A 20,876-nucleotide genomic window follows, 5' to 3' on the forward strand; every position below is an offset into this window, starting at 1 on the left:
TTAGCTTTTGAAATATATTATTTTGCTTTGTATTTCATTTCTATCAAAATTTTAAGCAACCTGTCCCTATGTTCACCCTGAATCAGGATCAATCCATCCTTCACACTTCCGCCTGTTCCACATTTGATTTTAAGCATTTTTCCAAGTGCCTCTAAATCGGAAACGCTTCCAACAAAACCATCAACGATGGTAACTGTTTTTCCTCCACGATGATTTTTTTCAACCCGAACACGAAGTTGTTGCTGTGCACCAGGCAAGGTTGAAGAAGCAGGCTTTTCGTCTTTTATATAGTTGAAATCCGGCAGCGTAGAATAAACAATTCCGCGCAAGCCTTTATTTTTATTGGACATGGAATAACCCGACGGGCGTCTAGTTTCAGCCAAAATTAACTGAAAGAAAAATCTTGTGAATATGGAGTTTTCCACAAAATTACCATCCGAAACCCTCTATAATATCTTTGCTTTCAAGCTCAGGTCAATGCTATGGTAGGAATGTGTGAGCGCACCTACTGAGATATAATCAACGCCAGTAGCAGCTATATTCCGGACCGTATCTAGATTCACTCCGCCGGAAACTTCTACGGATATCTGTTGATTGATGCAGGCAACAGCTTCCTTAAGTTCTTCCATATTAAAATTATCCAGCATAATCCGATCAATCCCACCGGATTTTAATATCAAGACTACATCTTCTAAAGAGCGGGCCTCTATTTCCACCCGTAAATCCAGCTTTTCTTCGGTAAGATATTTTTTAACAGATTCAATGGCATTTATAATTCCACCAGCATAGTCGATATGGTTATCTTTAATAAGTATCATATCAAATAATCCAAAGCGATGGTTGTATCCGCCGCCAATACGTACGGCCCATTTTTCTGCCTCACGGAAAAGGGGTGTGGTTTTTCTGGTGTCCAGGATTTTGGCAGGAAAGCCTGCTATTTCTTGTACAAATTTTTTTGTAAGCGTTGCTATGCCGCTCATTCGCTGCATGCAATTAAGAACAAGCCGTTCGCCCATTAAAATTTTCCTGGCATTTCCGCTCAGTTCAAATGCAATCTGTGTTTTATCTACCTCCGATCCATCTTCAATAAAGGAAATAAATTTTATGGAGGGATCAATGTGAGTAAAGATCATTTTTGCCAATTCCATTCCGGCAATAATTCCCTGGTCTTTAATAATTAATTGAGCTTGTCCCGTTGCCTCTAAAGGAATACATGAAAGGGAGGTGTGATCTCCATCCCTCACGTCTTCATATAATGATTGTGTTATAAATTCTTCCCAATTCACGTATGATCACTGTTTTTCAAATCGCAGTTCCCGAATATACTGTGTATTATCCCGCTGCCTTACCAAAAAATATACGCGATAAATCTGGTTTGATGTTTTCAAAGTGCCCACTCCATAAGAAGAACCCTCTCCCGAAGTTCCACGATGGATAATCTCAAATGATTGAACTGAATTTTTTAAGAAAAAATCCCTCAATACCATTTCAGCCTGAGCATTGCTGTAAACTGATTCATTATTAACGATAGTAATTTCAACTGTAGCATCGAAATATTTAGATAATTCTCTTGAATTGGCAGAACGTATTGCAGTAGCAATAGTATCGAGAATATCGTTCTTTGATAATGTAATTAATGGAGTGATTATTAATAAAACGAGTAATATCCTTTTCATCGTTGACAGATATTTACAATAATTTAACAAAAATATTGCCAACAGGCTTGGGGATACTGTAATCCGCTGTTTGATGAAATTACAATTAGTTTTGTTCCATGCCGGAAATGAAGAGGAAAGTAATGTTAATTATTATGGATGGATGGGGACATGGCTTACATCCTGCAAGTGATGCAATTTACCAGGCAAATGTTCCTTTTATAAAAAGCCTGTATTCAAAATATCCGCATTGTGAGCTTATAACATGCGGTGAAGCAGTTGGTTTACCACATGGTCAAATGGGTAATTCAGAGGTGGGTCATATGAACATAGGAGCAGGTCGCGTGGTTTACCAGGAATTGATGCGCATCAATAACGAGATTGAAAAAAAGCAACTGCATAACAATCCATCCTTAATTAATGCAATGGAATATGCAAGGAATAACAACAAATCTCTACATTTCATTGGCCTCGTTTCAGATGGTGGTGTACATTCCCATATTAATCATTTAAAGGCGCTGTGCGACATAGCTAAAGAATATAGGTTATCGAAAGTGTACATTCATGCATTTACAGACGGTCGTGATACTGATCCTAACAGTGGCTATGAATTTATATCAGATTTGGAACAACACCTCCGGCATTCTGCGGGAGAGATCGTTTCTGTTATAGGCAGATATTACGCGATGGATCGTGATAACCGGTGGCAAAGAATAAAGCTTGCTTATGACCTGTTAGTAAATGGTGAAGGAAAAAGGACTGAAAATATTTTGGAATCAATTTCAGAATCTTACAGTGAAGGAATAACGGATGAGTTTATTAAACCCATAATAAAGACGGATAATGAATTAAACCATGTTAAAACAATAAAAGATGGCGATGCAGTAATCTGCTTTAATTTCCGAACAGACCGGTGCAGGGAGATTACACGCGCTTTAACGCAGCAGGATTTTCCTGAGTTCGGTATGAAAGCGATGATATTGAATTATACTACGATGACCGTTTATGATCATGTTTATCAAAACGTAAATAATATTTTTTCAAATGAAGACTTAAATAATACGCTGGGTGAGATACTTGCCCTACATGGTCTTTCACAGATTCGTATAGCAGAAACGGAGAAATATCCGCATGTAACATTTTTTTTTAATGGTGGCAGAGAAAAACCTTTTGAGGGTGAGCATCGTTTTATGGTTCCTTCTCCTAAAGTTGCAACCTACGATCTAAAGCCTGAGATGAGTGCTTTGGAAGTGAGAGATTGTGTAATCGGTAAAATTGAGGAATTGCAGTCCCCTTTCATTTGTGTTAATTTTGCGAACCCTGATATGGTAGGTCATTCAGGGGTAATGAAAGCTGTAAAATCAGCTGTAGAAACGGTAGATAAGTGTGTGGAAGAAGTAGTAGAAGCGGCATTGAAGCGTGATTATGTGATTTTAATTACTTCAGACCATGGAAATGCAGATTACATGATTAATGAGGATGGATCTGCTAATACAGCTCATTCGTTAAACCCCGTTCCGCTCTTTCTATTGGATAGAAATTATTTACCTCAGTTAGCAAATGGAAAACTTGCAGACATTGCTCCGACTATTTTAGCATTGATGGGAATAGAGAGTCCTGAGGAGATGACAGGAAATATCTTAATCCATCCCATAATAAACATATACAAATAATGGGCTCAAAAGATGTCACATGTTTCAGAGTGATTCAATCAATTTGTTGAGAAAAAATTTTATTTCAGCCTTGGAAAGATTCATGATTTTTTCCTTTGCGTGTATTGTTATTTTTTCATGCACAAAACCGAATACAAACATTGGTTACCAAAAATTATACTTTGATCTAGCAGGTTTTTTTGATGAACAGGTTGCCCAGCTATACAAAGACTCTTTAGTTGCAATTAAAACATCGGAAATCAATGGTGTAAGTGATCAGCATCAAATGCCATGGACTGATTGGAAAAAAGAATTTTCACTTTTTTACGGATCAGAAATTAATAAGGCCTCGTACGCCGGAAAATATTCCATCGACACGATACACAATGCGCAAAATGATTCCTCCTTAAAAGAAGTCCAATACAAAGCAAAAGACATCAATCTTCGAACACAATTGTTAGAAGTAATTTTTTATAAACATACCGGTAAAGTGAAAAACATTCATATAATTAATCATGCTTCCAATTTTTTATCAGGCTCGGATGAGGAATTATTCTATGAAGTTTCGCAGGGATATATTATCAAGACAAAAACAAGTATGAAATTATTCGGGGAAGATAATTTTGCTGTTAAGGGAGAAATGGTAGAAAAAAACAACAATTTTATTCAAAGCGTAAATTAAATCCATTGAACTTTGGCATTGGGGATTTATCTGTAATTCCACTTAGAGAGCAACCATCAGAAAAGAGTGAAATGGTTAGCCAGCTTCTTTTTGGTGAGGTTTTCGAAATACTTGAAAATAGAGAGAAATGGACTAAAGTTCATACTTACAGCGATAATTATATTGGATGGATCAATGAAAAGCAATATCAGCCCATTTCTTCAACCGTTTATAAAGAGCTTACTTCAATGCCGGTTATTTGTAGCTTATTGCCTTTAGCTCTGGCCAGAAGTGAAAACAAAAACATATATATTTCAATGGGAAGCTCACTTCCTTTCTTCAACAATAATAAGTTCATGATTAATGAAGAAATTTTTCAGTTGGAGGAAATGACATTGCAGACCGAAATGAATAACGAAAGTATATGCGCTTTGGCTTTGTGTTTTTTAAATGCTCCATATCTATGGGGAGGAAGATCCATTTTTGGAGTCGACTGTTCGGGACTCATTAATGTAGTATATAAAATGGCAGGCATTAGATTAAAGCGGGATGCTTGGCAGCAAAGTGAAGAGGGCATTTTGCTAAGCTTTATAGAGGAAACCAGACCCGGAGATATCGCTTTTTTTCATAACGAAGATGGAAAAGTTATCCATGCAGGTATTATACTGGAAGATCAGCGTATTATTCATGCATCAGGTTGCGTGCGTATCGATCAGATCGATCACTTCGGGATTTATAATCAAACACAAAAAAAATATACTCACCAGCTCCGACTGCTGCGTAGAGTATCGATTGCATAATCTTCTTAAACTGCTCATTTGATTCCAATTCTCTCCGCACAGCAGGTTCGTGCTGCTGATCAATATACTATAGCGCATGAACCTGTAAAAAGCATTAATTTAATGGAGCGTGCTGCGCAGGCCTTTGTTAATGCATACATTGAATATTATTCTCCCGATTCTCCGGTAATTATCTTTTGTGGCTATGGTAATAATGGAGGTGATGCTTTGGCAATTGGCCGATTGCTCCATATCAAAAACTACAAGGTGAGCATTTATATCCTGGCCAATAAGCAAAATTATTCTGATCAATTTTCAGAGAACCTGATCCGGATAAAAAACATAATGCCAGGTATGGAGCATTACCTGGCAGAAGAACAGGATTTTCCGGTAATAAATGACAATGCCGTTGTAATTGACGGGTTGTTTGGTTCAGGGCTGAATAAAAAAATAACCGGAATTGCGAATTCATTAATAACATATTTAAACAAACAAGATGCACTTAAAGTAGCCATAGATATTCCAAGCGGGTTGTTTGCTGACGAAGCCTCAACAGGTAATAAATTTAATGCTGATCATACTATTGCTTTTCAAGTCCCGAAACTTTCATTTCTATTTCCTGAAAATTACCAATCAGTAGGCCACTGGGAAAAGGTGGATATCGGTTTAAATAAATCTTTCATTCAATCACTTCCCTGCAATAATTTTATACTGGAAAAAACGGATGTAAAAAAATATATAAGGGTTCGAAAAGAATTTGATCATAAAGGCACATATGGTCATGCTTTGATTCATGCAGGTAATACAGGTAAAATGGGTGCCGCCATTCTATGCGCACAGGCATGCGTCCATACCGGTGCCGGATTGACGACCGTTCACATTCCTCATATGGAATCGTTCGCATTAAATGTTTCCATACCGGAAGCAATGACCCTGGAATACCCAATACTGGAACCCGATCTCGCTATCGATCTGACCAGGTATTCTGCAGTTGCCATTGGGCCTGGTATTGGAATAGAGGTTTTACAGAAAGACTTTTTATTATCACTCTTAAAGCAAGTTACAGTGCCTTTAGTTTTGGATGCAGATGCCCTCAACATTCTTTCACAGGAAACTAATAGTCTAAGCCTGCTTCCTGCAAATTCCATTATTACACCTCATCTGAAAGAGTTTGAACGGTTGGCCGGGGAAACTTCAGATTGGCTTGATCGTCATCAATTGCAAGTGGAACTGTCAGCGAAGCATTCGATATTTATAATCCTGAAAGGAGCGTATACCTGCATCACAACACCAGGTGGCAGGAGTTACTTTAATCCTACGGGAAATCCAGGAATGGCAAAGGGGGGAAGCGGGGATGTACTTACCGGGATAATTGTTTCTTTATTGGCCCAGCATTATACACCGCAGGAAGCAAGTTTAACGGGCGTTTACCTGCACGGATTAGCTGGTGATATAGCAGCAAAAAAAACATCTGTTTATTCGCTGCTTCCTACCAACATTATACAGTGTATAGGTGATGCTTATAACCATATACTGTATGATTAGGTTTTTATGAATTTCTATCACACTTATTTCTATATGTAATGGAGGGATAGTGTAGAATTCGCATTTTAAAAGCTATTGCATCTTATCTTTACGGCATGAATTTGTCGCCACTCACTGCAATCTCTCCTATTGATGGCAGGTATCGCGAAAAGATTTCCATCCTCGATCAGTATTTTTCTGAATATGCTTTAATAAGATATCGTGTATATGTCGAGATAGAATATTTTATTTCATTGATAGAATTGGGTTTGCCACAGCTTTATTCTTTTGATAGGAATAAATATTTGGAGCTACGTTCTCTTTATAAAGATTTTAATGAAGCAGATGCAATCCGCATAAAGGAAATTGAAAGAACAACGAATCATGATGTTAAAGCAGTAGAATATTTCCTCCGGGAAAAATTTCAATCATTGGAGTTCAATCCATACGTCGAATTTATCCATTTCGGGTTAACATCCCAGGATATAAATAATACTGCTATACCGCTTTCGCTCAAAGAATTTATTGATAGCCATTTCCTGCCATTACTATCTCAAATTACAGAGAAAGTAAAAGAAAGGGGTTTACAATGGAAAGATATTCCTATGCTGGCTCATACCCACGGACAACCTGCGTCGCCTACCTTATTGGGCAAAGAATTTTTTGTTTTTGTGGAGCGGCTCATAGAGCAGAAAAGACAGTTACAGGCTGTTCCGTTCTCTGCCAAGTTTGGAGGCGCTACAGGTAATATGAATGCACATTATGTTGCGTATCCTGAAATGGACTGGGTTGCGTTTGCAAACAACTTTACAGAGAATATATTAGGCTTAAAGCGCTCACAATACACCACTCAGATCGAGCATTACGATAACCTCGCTGCACTTTTTGATTCTTTGAAAAGGATCAATACCATTTTATTAGATTTTTGCCGCGACCTTTGGATGTACATATCGATGGAATATTTCGCACAAAAAATAAAGGAAGGTGAAGTGGGATCTTCGGCAATGCCTCATAAGGTGAATCCTATAGATTTTGAAAATGCCGAAGGAAATTTGCAGGTAGCAAATTCCATGTACGAATTTTTTTCAGCCAAGCTGCCGATTTCACGGCTTCAGCGGGATCTTACCGATTCAACTGTCCTTCGAAATATGGGTGTGCCTGTAGCACACACCATGATTGCCTTTTATTCAATACTAAAAGGGGTGGATAAACTGATTTTGGACGAAGGAAAACTGAAGGAAGATCTGGAACGAAACTGGTCCGTTGTTGCAGAGGCAATTCAAACAATTTTGCGGCGCGAATGTTACCCGGATCCTTACGGAAAACTTAAAGAATTAACGCGAAAAAATGAAAGAATCACTTCACGGGAAATATTAGCATTCATTGAATCACTCGACATTGATGATGAGGTTAAACAAGAATTAAAAGAAATAACACCATTTAATTACACAGGCAAGTTTGTGGTTTAAAGAGTGGAAAAAAATTATGGCGCAATTAACAGAGGGTGAAGATTACTATATCAATTCAGACGGCATGTTCGTTTTTACGGAGCAGTATCATATAAATCGGGGCTACTGCTGTAAAAACGGATGTCTTCATTGTCCGTATGGATATAAAAAGCAAGAGCAGGAAGAAAACATTTTAGCAAATAATCCAGCAATCAATCGGGATCATTAGTCCATTTATCATTTATTTAAACAAAGTGATAATGATCTGCCCATACACCATTAATTAAAGCCTGTTAGTTGTAACTCAATAATGCTGCCTTCCATAAATTTATTTAAACCGTATTGCTTTCACAGGAGTTATTCTGGAAACCAGATAGGAAGGTATAATCAGCGTAAAAAAACAAACCAATAATGTCCCGATATTTAATCCTGCTATAAAGGCCGGATTAAGCAATACTGGTGCTACCCGCACATAATAAGAATCTTCCGGCAAAGTAATTACATGAAAATATTTTTGAACAAGGCATAATCCTATTCCAATTACATTCCCTAATAATATACCGGTGCCGGTTATATAGGCGGTCTGGTAAAGAAAAATTTTACGGATCAACCAGTTTGATCCTCCCAGCGATTTCAGGATACCGATCATATTAGTTCTTTCCAGGATTAAAATTAAAAGCACGGTAGTCATATTTATTATTGCAACCAGAATCATTAAGATCAATATCACATGCTCGTTCATGCTCTGTAATCCCAGCCAGTCAAACAGATTCGGATTTTCTTCTTTAACAGTTTGTGCAGCTAATTCCTGGCCGGCATATTTTTCATTGATAAGATATGCAAACTTATCCATGTCGTTTATATCATTTATGGAAACTTCAAACCCCCCCACCTCATCAGCCTGCCAGTCATTCAATTTTTGAATCTGCTCAATATCAACCAGGGCATACAAGCGGTCATATTCTGCTAATCCTGTTTTATAAATTCCTGCAATCAAAAGTTTCCGGTATCTCATAGGTTGCTGAACAAAATATACCAACACATGGTCACCTGCTTTTAATTGCAGTCGCTCTGCAGTGGATTGCGAAATAATTATTTTATTTCTTGCTGAAGTATCTGCTGCATTAAATGGTTTTCCAGCAACCATGGAATGGTTTAAAAAGCTCCAATCATAATCGGGTCCAATTCCCTTAAGAACAATGCCTTCAATGTCGGAGTCTGTTTTAAGAATTCCTGCTTTGGTCGCAAAAATCTGGATATGACGAATACCTTTTACCGTATCGAGTGAGGGATAAAATGGCTGAATAAATGAAACCGGAACTTCCTCGTAAGAATTACCTTGTTGAATAGACCGTATGGCGATATGACCCCAGAAGCCAAACATTTTCTCACTGATCTCTTTTTGAAAACCACTTACAATTGAGCCGGCAATAATCATCACTGCAAGACTTAAAGCAACGGCTGTAATGGCAACCCTTATGATCAACCTTGAAAATGAAGGAGAGCGGTTAAAAGCGATCCTTTGCGAAATGAAATATTCAAGATTCATGATATCTGGATGATCCTTTCAAATTATAAGGCTTATTTATTAGCAATGATAAATCTTAGTCCGCTATTTTTGCTAGCGGGCTTCATATATAATAATATCTGTATGCAAAAATTCTTTTTAACTGAACTCATTCTCCTCATTTTTTATAGTTCCTGTTTCCCTCAGGTTATACAACCTGAAGATAATGTAACAACAGGTGCAGAACGAACAGAACAATATGTAAACTATCTTAAAAATAAAAATATTGCCTTATGTGTTAACCAGACTTCTGTTCTTGGAAATAAGAACCTTATAGATACTTTATTGCATTACCATCTTACTATAAAAAAAATATTTGCCCCTGAACATGGATTCAGAGGTAAAGGAGATGCAGGCGAAAATATATTGAATACAATTGATTCAGCGACTAAAATTCCGGTAATTTCTTTGTATGGAAATCACCTGAAACCTCAGCCTGCGGATCTAAATGATTTAGATGTTATTGTCTATGATATTCAGGATGTAGGTGTGCGCTGTTATACTTACATTTCCACACTGCATTATCTGATGGAATCATGCGCCGAAAACAATATTGAATTGTTCATTCTGGACCGGCCGGATCCAAATGGGTTCTATGTTGACGGACCGGTATTGGATACTGCTTTCAGATCTTTTGTAGGACTTGATCCTGTTCCATTGGTTTATGGAATGACTACAGCAGAATATGCCCTGATGCTGAATGGCGAGCGCTGGCTTTCCAATGGTGAACAATGTAAACTGAGATATGTAACGTGCGGTGGATATGATCACAATATGATGTATAGCTTGCCGGTAACCCCATCTCCCAATTTGCGGGACATGACGGCTATCTATTTATACCCATCACTTTGTTTCTTTGAAGGAACAACAGTAAGTGTAGGCCGCGGAACAGATAAGCCTTTCAAGGTGATCGGCTTTCCGCTATTTAAAGGTGGAAATGTTGTTTTCACACCTGTAAGCATGGCCGGAGCAAAAAATCCTCCATACCTGAATGTGAAGTGTCATGGTAAGGATTTATCAGGACTTAATACCGGATTTTTTTTTGAAAACAAGAAAATTTTATTGCAATGGCTGATGACAATGTATGAAGCGACCCCCGGCAAGGATAAATTTTTTATCCCTTTTTTTGATAAGCTTGCAGGCACAGATAAATTAAGAATACAAATTGAAAAAGGAGTGGCTGAAATGGAGATACGCAGAAGCTGGGAACCCGGATTGTCTCAATATAAGGTGACAAGAAAGAAATATTTGCTGTATCCCGATTTTGATTAATGTATTCACCTTTAGGGAATTTATTCAATCGTTATTATTATTCTGTTTATTATTCTGATGGCTGATTTACTTATAAGTTATGAGCGGATTAAAAGAAAATAGTTTAAAAATAGTTTTCCTTGGTACCCCGGAGTTCGCGGTTCCCTCCCTTGAAATTTTAATCAGAAATAATTATGATATAGTTGCTGTGGTCACTTCTGCTGATAAAGCCGCAGGAAGAGGATTGCAACTACAATCTTCGCCCATTAAAAAATTTGCATTAAACCATGGGTTGCAGGTTCTGCAACCAAATAATTTAAAGGATGAAAATTTTATTGATGACCTTAAGAAACTAAATGCTGATTTGCAGGTAGTAGTGGCATTCCGAATGCTGCCAGAGGTGGTATGGAGCATGCCTCGCCTGGGCACATTTAATCTTCATGCTTCTTTATTGCCGTTATATCGTGGTGCTGCCCCGATTAACCGCGCAATTATGAACGGCGAAACTGAAACAGGGTTAACAACATTTTTCCTTAAGCAGGAAATTGATACGGGTAAAATAATTTTCCAGGATAAAATAAGTATTGTTCAAAATGAGACAGCGGGAGAATTGCATGACCGAATGAAAATAGCCGGAGCAGAATTGGTGCTGAAGACAGTACAGGCAATCGGAAATGGAGACTATCCGCAGGTGGAACAACCAGTAACAAACAATTTAAAAAAAGCACCTAAAATCTTTAAAGAAGACTGCAGGATCAACTGGAACGAAAATAGTAATACGATACATAACCAAATCAGGGGATTGTCTCCTCATCCGGGAGCTTTTACGTTTATCAATGATAAAATATTAAAGATTTTTTCTGCCGGAAAAATTATGGAAACCCCCACTGTTTCACCTGGTCAGATCAATACTGCAGAAAATTCAGTTTTGCGCTTTGCTGCTCAAGATGGATGGATAGAAGTGCATGAACTACAACTGGAAGGAAAAAGAATAATGAAAACCGTAGAATTCCTGAAGGGCTTTCGCTTTTAATATGTATTTAGTTATTATATCTCCATTTCTCCTCTAAATACATGGGTAACAATGCCTTCTAACCAGACATCGCTGAAAAGATTTTCCTGTTCCCTGCTGAAATCAACTTTTAGATCACCGCCTAAAGCGTGAACTATCCAACTTTGTTTTAATTCATTCCGCTCTGTATATAAAGAAGCCGCAATGGCGGTTGCCACTGTTCCTGTTCCACAGGCTAATGTTTCGCTCTCAACACCACGTTCATAGGTACGCATGAAAAGGTCCCCGTTTTCAATCCGGGCAAAATTTACATTAATTCCTTTCTCTCTATAAGTTTCATTGTTCCGGATTTTTCTTGCTTCCGGAGCAATTTCAAAATTTAAATTATCTGTGAACACTACGTAATGGGGCGATCCGGTATTTAATACAAATGCTTCATTCAACTTTTCCACTTTTGAAACCGTATTCATAGAAATCCGGACCAGGTCATTTCCGGTTACTTTCGCTTTATGAATTCCATCATAAGCAAGGAAGGTAACGTCAGAAGTAACCATGCCTAATTGTCGTGAAAAAATGATCGAACATCTGCCGCCGTTACCGCACATAGATCCAATTAATCCATCTGAATTATAGTAGATCATTTCAAAATCAACGTCTTTATGGTTTTGCAATAATATTAACCCATCGGCGCCTATGCCGAAATGCCTGTGGCACATTCGGGCAATTTTTTCTTGTGCGGAGGGAAATGATAAATTGCGATCATCTACTATAATAAAATCATTTCCTGCTGCATGAAATTTTTCAAATTTTATTTTATTTGCTTTCATAAGTCTTAAACTACAGGTAACACGTTAAAATTTCACACCTGTCGAAATTTGTTTTTGAACCTCTTTATGTCTTTAAATTTGTTGTTCAGAATGAATCAATCCTGTTAAAAATTAGTTAAAGTATTTTGCCTGGTAATTTCAATAAAATACATTCGTTTTTAAAGGCATATTTTTTGAATAATCAACAGCGTAAAAATTAAATCACAAACTATGAATATTAAGAAACTTGGCCTCACTGCTTTTGTGGCCATCGTTAGTGCATTGGTAGCTGTATCAGCTTACAAATATCTTGATAATAAATACAACCCTGTCTCCTTTGAACAGAGGCAGGCTTCCTCTCATTTTGCGCAGGTTAATTATGACCCTATGCCAAGTGCAGGACTTACAGACTTCAGGTATGCTGCTAAAATTACAACCCCTGGAGTGGTACATATAAAGACCAGCTATGCTCCCCGCCAGGCTTCCCGTAACGATCAGGCTAATCCTTTTCGTGATTTTTTTGGGGACGACTTTAATCCATTCGGTCAGCCTTTCCAGCAGCAGCCATCTGAATCATCGGGTTCAGGTGTTATCATTTCTGATGATGGCTATATTGTAACAAATAACCACGTGATTGATAAAGGTGATAAAATTCAGGTGATTCTCGCGGATAAAAAAACCTATGAGGCAAAGGTAATAGGAACTGATGCCTCTACGGATCTTGCTCTTATAAAAATTGATGAGGATAATCTTCCATTCATCTCTTTTGGCAATTCAGATTCCATAAGCGTAGGAGAATGGGTTTTGGCTGTAGGGAATCCATTTAACCTGGAATCTACGGTAACAGCAGGTATTGTAAGTGCGAAAGGAAGAAATATCAATATTATTGGACGTGAAAGCAGAGATCGTGGCCAGTCCAACGATGCGATTGAAGCATATATACAAACAGATGCTGCTGTAAACCCAGGGAATAGCGGAGGTGCATTGGTTGATACCCGTGGGGCACTGATTGGTATAAATTCCGCTATTGCTACACCGACCGGAACATTTGCCGGTTATTCATTTGCAGTACCAGTGAACATTGTTAAAAAAGTGGTGAATGACCTTATGAAATTCGGTGTAGTTCAGCGCGGATTTCTTGGAGTTAGCATTGCAACTGTTACAGATGATCTTGCTAAGGCAAAACACCTCGATAATTTGAATGGTGTGTATATTGATTCCGTAAACAGTGGCAGCGCCGCTTCTGCCGCCGGTTTAAAGCATGGTGATGTAATAACCAAAATTAATAATAGTATGGTTAATACTTCTCCTGAACTGCAGGAACAAGTTTCCCGCTACCATCCCGGTGATAAAATCAGCGTAACTTATTTAAGGGAAGGAAAGGAAAAAACTGCAGATGTAGTTCTGAAAAACAGGGAAGGGAATACGGAATACATTAAAAAAGAAGAAGTCAGCTCTCAGGCTACTTTGGAAGCCTTAGGTGCAGAATTCACGGAATTAAATGATAAAGAAAAGAAGGATTTAGGCTTGAATGGTGGAGTAAAGGTGATTAAGCTTAACGATGGCATTCTCAGCCGTAATACCAGTATCCGTGAAGGATTCATTATTACAAAGCTGGGTGATCGTAACATCAACAGTGTAAATGACCTTAAAAATGCTTTAGCAAGTAAAAAAGGTGGTGTAATGATGGAAGGCCGGTATCCTGATTTTCCAGGTCAATATTATTATGCGTTCGGATTATAATCAATTTATGAATTCAATTAAATCCCTGGTTAGAAGCCGGGGATTTTTCTTTTATGTAAGATCCTGATTCAAATAATTACAGCCTTGTTAAACCTATGATGTAAATTTTTGTCTGACCAAGTCATAGCACACATGCTTTTCAATTCTGCGCCTATAGTAATATATCAGGATTTTAATGGTAATCTATTTTTTGGTACAGGATAATTGTGGTAAATATGCACGTTGAAAATGTATTATACTCTTTCATTTTTATATTCAAAAACAACTTAGCAGATTAAATAATGCTTCATTATGAGATACAACTACCTTTTTGTCTTTTTCTTAATTTTTATATCTTTTAAATCGGCTTTCGGATCCACATTTATTGTTACTAACAATGCAGAAACAGGTCCCGGAAGTTTGGCTCAGGCAATTCTGGATGCCAATGCCCAATCAGGTATTGATTCCATCCATTTTGCAATAGTTTCCAGCTCAGTTGCTGATCGCACCATTACCTTAACTGCTCCGTTACCCCAAATTACAGGACGAGTTGTTATTGATGCAAATTCACAACCTTTTAGTAAATACTTTGGGTCATCGCAAACTAGAATACAGATTGTCGGCTCTTCCTATTTAAGTAACTGTTTTTATCTCAGTGGTGATTCCATAGAAATTTACGGTTTCTTTATTCATCATTTTACAACCGGACTACTTGTAACCGGCAGCGACTGCCGTATTGGAGGCACTTATGATGGGAATGTTATTTTCGATTGTACTGACCAATGTATTCATGTTGAAGATTGCAAGCAAGCCTCAGTCGTTGGGAATTTTATAGGAATTGATACTACAGGAAAAAAAGGTTCTTCAACAACAGGTATCGGTATTCTGATAGAAAATGGAAGTAAAATTACCATCGGTGGTAAACAAGCCGGGGGTTCTAATATTATTTCAGGAAACACTACAGGCTTATTTCTCGCGGCCTGTACTTACATGGCGATAAACAAAAATTACATTGGTACGGACATAAATACCTCTGCAGCTATCCCTAATGCTACGGGTATTTATATAGATAGCTTTTGTAATAATATTACTGTAGGAGGTGATTCATCAAAAGATATGAATGTTATCTCCGGCAATACTGGCAATGGTATTGAAAGCGGTATGAATGCGTCCAGCATTTTGGGAAATAAAATTGGAACGGATAGCACCGGTATCAATCAGGTTGGAAATGGTGGTTATGGTATCTATTTACTATCAGGCTCAAAAAAATTGTTAATCGGTAAAATAGGTGGTACTTCCGGAAATGTGATTGCTTACAATGATAAGGAGGGCATTTATTTCCAGGAAAAGCTTATTAAAACGGTTACTATTCAGGGAAACAGTATCTTCTGTAATTCGCAAAAAACCGGTAATGGTGGAATTGTGACGAATGGCGGAAATGAGGGAATTCAGATGCCCGAAATTAAAATTATTGATGCCCAGGGAATTATGGGTACTGCTCCACCCAGATCTGCTGTGGACATATACTCCGTTAGTACCTGCAATACTTGCGAAGGAAAAACTTTTATTACATCAGCTATTGCAGCTTCAAATGGGGTTTTTACAGTACTATTTTCAGTTGATGGCAAGGTTACTGCATTGGCCACTGATTCCCTTGGTAATACATCAGCATTTGCAGACTGTAAAGACACATCAGAGAATTCCTGCTTAGTCGCTGGTTTTATAAATAGTCCTCCTTCCGCTTGCAGTGGTACCCCTATCACGTTTCTCGATCAATCGCTTAGCGATTTTAATACAGCAATTACTTCCTGGTCATGGAGCTTTAGCACCGGGGAAACTTCGACGGAACAGAATCCTACTATTACTTTCAATACAGATGGAAGTTATCAGGCAACCTTAACGGTAACCAACAGTTTAGGTTGTACAAGCAGCATTACCAAAACAATAGAAGTAACAACCGGTGCAAAGGCTGGTTTTGTTGCTTCCACAAAGGATCCCTGTATAGGTGATTTGGTTATATTTACCGATAATTCAACAAGCACATCAGGCTCGCGTATCGTTTCCTATAATTGGGACTTTGGTGATGGAACTACAGCCGCTTCTCAAAATACATCTCATACTTATAATTCTATAGCGACTTTTTCAGTAACACTAACTGTGACCACTGATCTTCAATGTTCCAGCTCTCATAGTGAGAATATTACGGTACATGATCCACCACAAGCTAAGTTTGGTGCAGATGCAACCGATGTATGTTTAGGTACTCCGATAAATTTTACCGATTCCTCCACAGCAGGTAATGGAGCAGTTATCAAAAGTTATTTTTACGATTTTGGGAATGGTGACTCCAGCACACGAAATAATCCTCATTATTATTATACTACTCCCGGTACTTACACGGTAACACTTACGGTCACTAATAATTTCGGATGTAGCAACTCTTATTCAATAAGTGTTACTACTCACGATTTTCCTATAGCTCAGTTTACCAGTACCCCAAAGTGTGTCGGTGAAAATGTTCAATTCACGGACCAATCTACCGTTGACAATTCGCTCGACATTGTAAGCTGGTTCTGGGACTTTGGAGATAAAGATTCCACTTCCACCCAGCAAAACCCAAGGCATCAGTATGAGAGTGTGGGCGTTTATACTGTTACACTGACTATTACAGATAATTTAGGATGTATGGATACCCGCAAAGCAGAAATCAGTATTGTAACCGGGCCTACGGTTAGCTTTTCCATTTCTGATACCATAGCCTGCCAGGGTACTTTATTGACTTTTACTGACCAGACCGATACAAGCGGAACTCTCGTCTTTTGGCATTGGAACTTCGGAGACCAGGCAAATGCAAATTCCCCCGATACTACTCATGCATATCAAACTCCGGGTGTATTTGTGGTAACACTGGAAGTAATAAACCGATCTCAATGTATGGGAACAGCCCATGATACGGTGACCATACTCGAACAACCTGCTGCTTTTTTCTTTGCACCTGCACAAAATTGTCTTAATGAGACTATCAGTTTTCTTGATCAGTCAACAGGAGGCACCGGTGCTACCGTTACAAGCTGGCTTTGGAATTTTGGAGATGGTTCAACCAGCGATGTATCAAGTCCATCTCACCAGTACACTGCCGATGGTACCTACCAGGTAACTCTTACAGTACAAAACAGCCTTGGGTGCTTCGGAACGTATTCTCAAACTGTTGACATAATTTCACAACCCCAGGCAGGCTTTGTTTATAACATTGCCTATCCTTCGGTGGAATTCACCAATACCTCAATAAATAGTACTAATTCAGTATATACCTGGGACTTTGGCGACGGAACCACCAGTAATCTGAGTAACCCTATTCATAATTATTCTGCTCAGGCCTCCTATAATGTATGTTTAATTGTAACAGATAACTCTTGCGGAGCAAGTGACACCATTTGCCAGGCTATTTTTGTTACAGGTATAGCTTCCCTTCCAAACACCATAAGTCAGTATATTTCCGTTACGCCTAATCCTGCCGGAAATATTGTTATGGTAAATAGTCTTAAGGAGGATTTAAAAATTGAAGAGATCAGAATGTTGAATGATCTGGGAGCAGAGGTTTATTATCATAATTCGTTTGTGTCTAATTCTTCGATACCTGTTTCAATAAGTAATATGGCAGGAGGAATGTATGCTTTACAGATAAAAACGAACAGAGGATATGCTTTTAAAAAGATATTTCATCTGGTAAAATAAATCCTATCTTTCAAAAAAATACCCATAAACTGAATATTATGAAAAACAGATTACTTCTTATTATAAGTATTTGTCTTTTATTGATGCAGCAGTTACAGGCTTCAATAATTACGGTTACCAGTAATGCTGACGATGGTCCCGGCACATTAAGAGCTGCCATTGATTCCTCAAATGCAAATTTTGGCGTGGTAGATACCATATATTTCGATTTGCCCAACGATGCCGCATCCAGAATGATTGTGCTGCAACGGGATCTTACTGCGTGTGTAGATGAGGTAGTAATTGATGCTTCCACACAGAAAGGAGATCCTCTGGGAACTTCCACAGCAAAAGTTGAAATTACTTCGCTCACCCAGGGTTTTAGTGGAATATCTCTTGCAGCAGATTCCAGCTTTATTTTTGGATTATTTATTCATCACTTTCAATATGGTATATATGTATCCAAATCTTATTGCAGAGTAGGTGATATTAATCGCGGAAATGTTATTGTGGATTGTTCTGCTGCATGTATAAGGATTTTGAGCAGCAACCATAATGAAATAAAAGGTAATTACATTGGTATTGATACTTCGGGAAATACCTATGGATCTGTCACCGATGGTATTGTTTGTACCAGTTCGTCTGCAATAATTATAGGCGGAAAACTTCCAGGAGCCAGAAATGTAATATCAGGGAATCTGAATGGTATTTATTTACAAAACGTGATTGGGGTCAACATCACAAATAATTATATTGGAACCAAATATTCCGGTGGCGGACAACCTTCTGTAGGAAATGAATATGGAATTTATGCCCAGGATTTGAACTCAAATATTGATATTGGGGGTGATACCCTAACGGAACAAAATCTTATTTCAGGAAATTATCAGGCAGGGATTTATGGCACTTTTTATTCTTCCAGAATCAGGGGAAATGGAATAGGAATAGATAAGAACGGTACGGCTACTGGAAATGGAACCTATGGAATTTATCTTGCCAGTGCTTCTTCAGATGTGATTATTGGAGGAGATTCCTTAAGCCAGCCAAATGTGATTGCAAATAATGGAGCCGATGCTATTTTTCTTGAGGGCAATTGTGAGAGAAATACTTTTTCTCAGAATTCAATTTATAATAATGGCGGGGGAATAACTCTTAATGGCGGAAATGGTGGTATTGATTATCCTGCATTGATGACCGTGTCAAATAAGGGGGTTACCGGAAACGCTGTTCCGGGTTATAAGATTGAAGTTTTTGAAGATGATTCTGCCTCGGATTGTGAAGGCCAGACTTTTTTAGGTTCAATAATTACAGGAGCAAATGGAGTTTTTACACTAACAGCACCTGTAACAACATTATCTGTAACAGCTACTGCTACAGATACAGCCGGGAATACTTCAAAATTTACACCATGCAAGGATACTGCTTATCAGAGTTGCATTATCCCAAACATCTTAGCTGATTCGGTTGGTTGTTCGGGTAATTCAATTGTAGCATGGGATGCCTCACTTACATTACCCGGAACTTCTATAATTTCATGGGCATGGGCATTTGGTGATGGCACTGTATCTTCAGATCAATTCCCTAATCATGTCTATTCTGATACTGGCAATTACCAAATTACGCTCTATGTCACCAATGACGCCGGCTGTTCAGGCCAGGCAACTGCAAATATTCATATTAATGCTTCTCCCATAGCTATCTTAATTACAAATGATGAAATATGTACAGGTTCTCCTGTAAGTCTTCTTAATGAGTCAAGTGGTGGCACAAATGATTCTATTGTTTCACTTCTTTGGGACTTTGGTGATGGCACCACTTCCGTTCTGGATAGTCCTGCTCATTCGTATAGTAATCCCGGTACTTACACGATTTCGCTAACGGTAACAAACTCTAAAGGCTGCGCAAAGAGCACATCAGTGAATGTTTTGGTGGATCCTTCCCCGGTTCCTTCTTTTAGCTATGATTCCACCGGTGGCCATCATGTGATTTTTACTAATACCTCTACAAGTAATGGTACACCTGCGTATACGTGGGATTTTGGTGATAGCACTACCAGTACTTCAACCAATCCTGTTCACGACTATAACCAGGATGGAAGATATAATGTGTGCCTGACCGTTTTTGACGATTTATGCCTGCAAAGCATTCAAAATTGTCAAATAGTCGATATTGTAACCGGTGTTCATAATATTATTCCTGAGTTGCAAAAGATACTTATATCCCCCAATCCCGCTTCTTCGCATATTATACTTACAAATGGCGGTAATGTGATAAAAATTAGTTCGGTTCAACTGTTGAATTTAATAGACAACATATCCGTTGCTGAGGGTCAAAAGACTATGTATCAGGGGGATATGCTTACTATTAGCCTTCCTCCGTTATCCAATGGTATTTACCTGCTCCATATTGAAACGGATAAAGGTATACTGACCGAAAAAATTCTAATCCAGAGATAATATTTGTTATAAATATTCTAGAGGAGATCTCAGAAGGTCTCCTTTTTTTATTAAAATCAATGAGTACACTGCCCTTAATTAATTTAAAACGAGCATTAAAATATGAATTCTCACCTTTATAATGCGAAAAAGTGTAATTTGCATGTGTTTTATTAACTAAACCAAAAGAAAGATGAGAAATACAGGCAGACCCCCTACCAAACCCGCAAAGCTGGCAGATGGTTTTTACATTGAAGTGCGTAATATTGGATCCAAAGAAAAAGCCGTAAAAATCCGAAGTGTGACCAAGGATGCAATGGAAAGTAGCATCAGGCAATATGAAGGCAGCAGAAAAGAAGTGACTGTGCTTGGAGAATATAAGGATGAAGAATGGCTCACAAAGTAGGTGTTTATCTGTTTACTATAGAGTGCTTAAAATATATTATGGACCTAATCTAAACGAGCAGGTCCATTCTTTTTTACAGTTTTATCATCTTCATTCTTACAAGCAATTTAACAGCATCGTAATTGCTTAAATTAATTACGTTTGCTACCACAGGCCAACGCTCCATTATAAAGGATGTAGATCTTAATTAAAATATTTTCCTCCTTATTTTATATCTCTATTTCAATATTTTTCATGAACGGTT

General features: G+C 38.1%; 17 protein-coding genes. 12 read left to right on the forward strand and 5 right to left on the reverse strand.

Going from position 1 to position 20,876, the window contains the following annotated elements; translation table 11 throughout:
- Window positions 1-17 precede the first annotated feature (17 nt).
- The 3 genes from H0W62_00540 to H0W62_00550 form a co-directional block, all read right to left on the reverse strand.
- Complete coding sequence (locus tag H0W62_00540) at window positions 18-350, reverse strand: translation initiation factor (GenBank protein MBA3647033.1); 333 nt, start codon at window positions 348-350, stop codon at window positions 18-20.
- Between the two features lie 96 nt (window positions 351-446).
- Window positions 447-1,286: a carboxylating nicotinate-nucleotide diphosphorylase gene (gene nadC, locus H0W62_00545; GenBank protein MBA3647034.1), complete on the reverse strand. Its 840-nt coding sequence runs from the start codon at window positions 1,284-1,286 to the stop codon at window positions 447-449.
- 6 nt (window positions 1,287-1,292) lie between these two features.
- Window positions 1,293-1,676: a DUF4783 domain-containing protein gene (locus H0W62_00550; GenBank protein MBA3647035.1), complete on the reverse strand. Its 384-nt coding sequence runs from the start codon at window positions 1,674-1,676 to the stop codon at window positions 1,293-1,295.
- A 107-nt stretch (window positions 1,677-1,783) separates the two neighbouring features.
- Here H0W62_00550 and H0W62_00555 point away from each other — a divergent pair, with 107 nt between their 5' ends.
- From H0W62_00555 to H0W62_00580, 6 genes are all read left to right on the forward strand, one after another.
- Complete coding sequence (locus H0W62_00555) at window positions 1,784-3,328, forward strand: 2,3-bisphosphoglycerate-independent phosphoglycerate mutase (protein ID MBA3647036.1); 1,545 nt, start codon at window positions 1,784-1,786, stop codon at window positions 3,326-3,328.
- A gap of 82 nt (window positions 3,329-3,410) precedes the next feature.
- Entirely contained in the window at window positions 3,411-3,989 is a 579-nt protein-coding gene (locus tag H0W62_00560; protein ID MBA3647037.1) for a hypothetical protein, read from the forward strand.
- A gap of 5 nt (window positions 3,990-3,994) precedes the next feature.
- The gene (locus tag H0W62_00565; GenBank protein MBA3647038.1) at window positions 3,995-4,768 is read left to right on the forward strand and encodes a C40 family peptidase; all 774 of its coding nucleotides are present in this window, start codon (window positions 3,995-3,997) and stop codon (window positions 4,766-4,768) included.
- Between the two features lie 18 nt (window positions 4,769-4,786).
- Window positions 4,787-6,292: an NAD(P)H-hydrate dehydratase gene (locus tag H0W62_00570; protein ID MBA3647039.1), complete on the forward strand. Its 1,506-nt coding sequence runs from the start codon at window positions 4,787-4,789 to the stop codon at window positions 6,290-6,292.
- Between the two features lie 95 nt (window positions 6,293-6,387).
- On the forward strand, window positions 6,388-7,740 hold the full coding sequence (gene purB, locus H0W62_00575) for an adenylosuccinate lyase (GenBank protein ID MBA3647040.1): 1,353 nt from the start codon (window positions 6,388-6,390) through the stop codon (window positions 7,738-7,740).
- A 16-nt stretch (window positions 7,741-7,756) separates the two neighbouring features.
- The gene (locus H0W62_00580; protein ID MBA3647041.1) at window positions 7,757-7,948 is read left to right on the forward strand and encodes a hypothetical protein; all 192 of its coding nucleotides are present in this window, start codon (window positions 7,757-7,759) and stop codon (window positions 7,946-7,948) included.
- Window positions 7,949-8,047: 99 nt separating this feature from the next.
- On the opposite strand, the gene H0W62_00585 is transcribed toward H0W62_00580, so the two are convergent.
- Entirely contained in the window at window positions 8,048-9,268 is a 1,221-nt protein-coding gene (locus tag H0W62_00585; GenBank protein ID MBA3647042.1) for an ABC transporter permease, read from the reverse strand.
- 102 nt (window positions 9,269-9,370) lie between these two features.
- On the opposite strand from H0W62_00585, the gene H0W62_00590 reads away from it, so the two are divergent.
- Entirely contained in the window at window positions 9,371-10,558 is a 1,188-nt protein-coding gene (locus H0W62_00590; GenBank protein MBA3647043.1) for a DUF1343 domain-containing protein, read from the forward strand.
- Between the two features lie 79 nt (window positions 10,559-10,637).
- Complete coding sequence (locus H0W62_00595) at window positions 10,638-11,570, forward strand: methionyl-tRNA formyltransferase (protein MBA3647044.1); 933 nt, start codon at window positions 10,638-10,640, stop codon at window positions 11,568-11,570.
- A 14-nt stretch (window positions 11,571-11,584) separates the two neighbouring features.
- On the opposite strand, the gene H0W62_00600 is transcribed toward H0W62_00595, so the two are convergent.
- Window positions 11,585-12,376, reverse strand: coding sequence for a diaminopimelate epimerase (locus H0W62_00600; protein MBA3647045.1), 792 nt, complete (start codon window positions 12,374-12,376; stop codon window positions 11,585-11,587).
- 210 nt (window positions 12,377-12,586) lie between these two features.
- On the opposite strand from H0W62_00600, the gene H0W62_00605 reads away from it, so the two are divergent.
- The 4 genes from H0W62_00605 (at window position 12,587) to H0W62_00620 (ending at window position 20,632) form a co-directional block, all read left to right on the forward strand.
- Window positions 12,587-14,098 carry a Do family serine endopeptidase gene (locus H0W62_00605; protein ID MBA3647046.1) on the forward strand — a complete coding sequence of 504 codons (1,512 nt, stop codon included), beginning with the start codon at window positions 12,587-12,589 and terminating at the stop codon, window positions 14,096-14,098.
- A gap of 291 nt (window positions 14,099-14,389) precedes the next feature.
- Window positions 14,390-17,812, forward strand: coding sequence for a PKD domain-containing protein (locus H0W62_00610; GenBank protein MBA3647047.1), 3,423 nt, complete (start codon window positions 14,390-14,392; stop codon window positions 17,810-17,812).
- 38 nt (window positions 17,813-17,850) lie between these two features.
- Window positions 17,851-20,247, forward strand: a complete 2,397-nt coding sequence (locus H0W62_00615) for a PKD domain-containing protein (protein MBA3647048.1) — start codon at window positions 17,851-17,853, stop codon at window positions 20,245-20,247.
- Window positions 20,248-20,419: 172 nt separating this feature from the next.
- A complete protein-coding gene (locus H0W62_00620; GenBank protein ID MBA3647049.1) occupies window positions 20,420-20,632 on the forward strand; it encodes a hypothetical protein in 213 nt (70 codons plus the stop codon).
- The last annotated feature ends 244 nt before the right edge of the window (window positions 20,633-20,876 follow it).

This window comes from Chitinophagales bacterium (assembly GCA_013816805.1).
Classification (GTDB): Bacteria; Bacteroidota; Bacteroidia; order Chitinophagales; family UBA10324; genus MGR-bin340.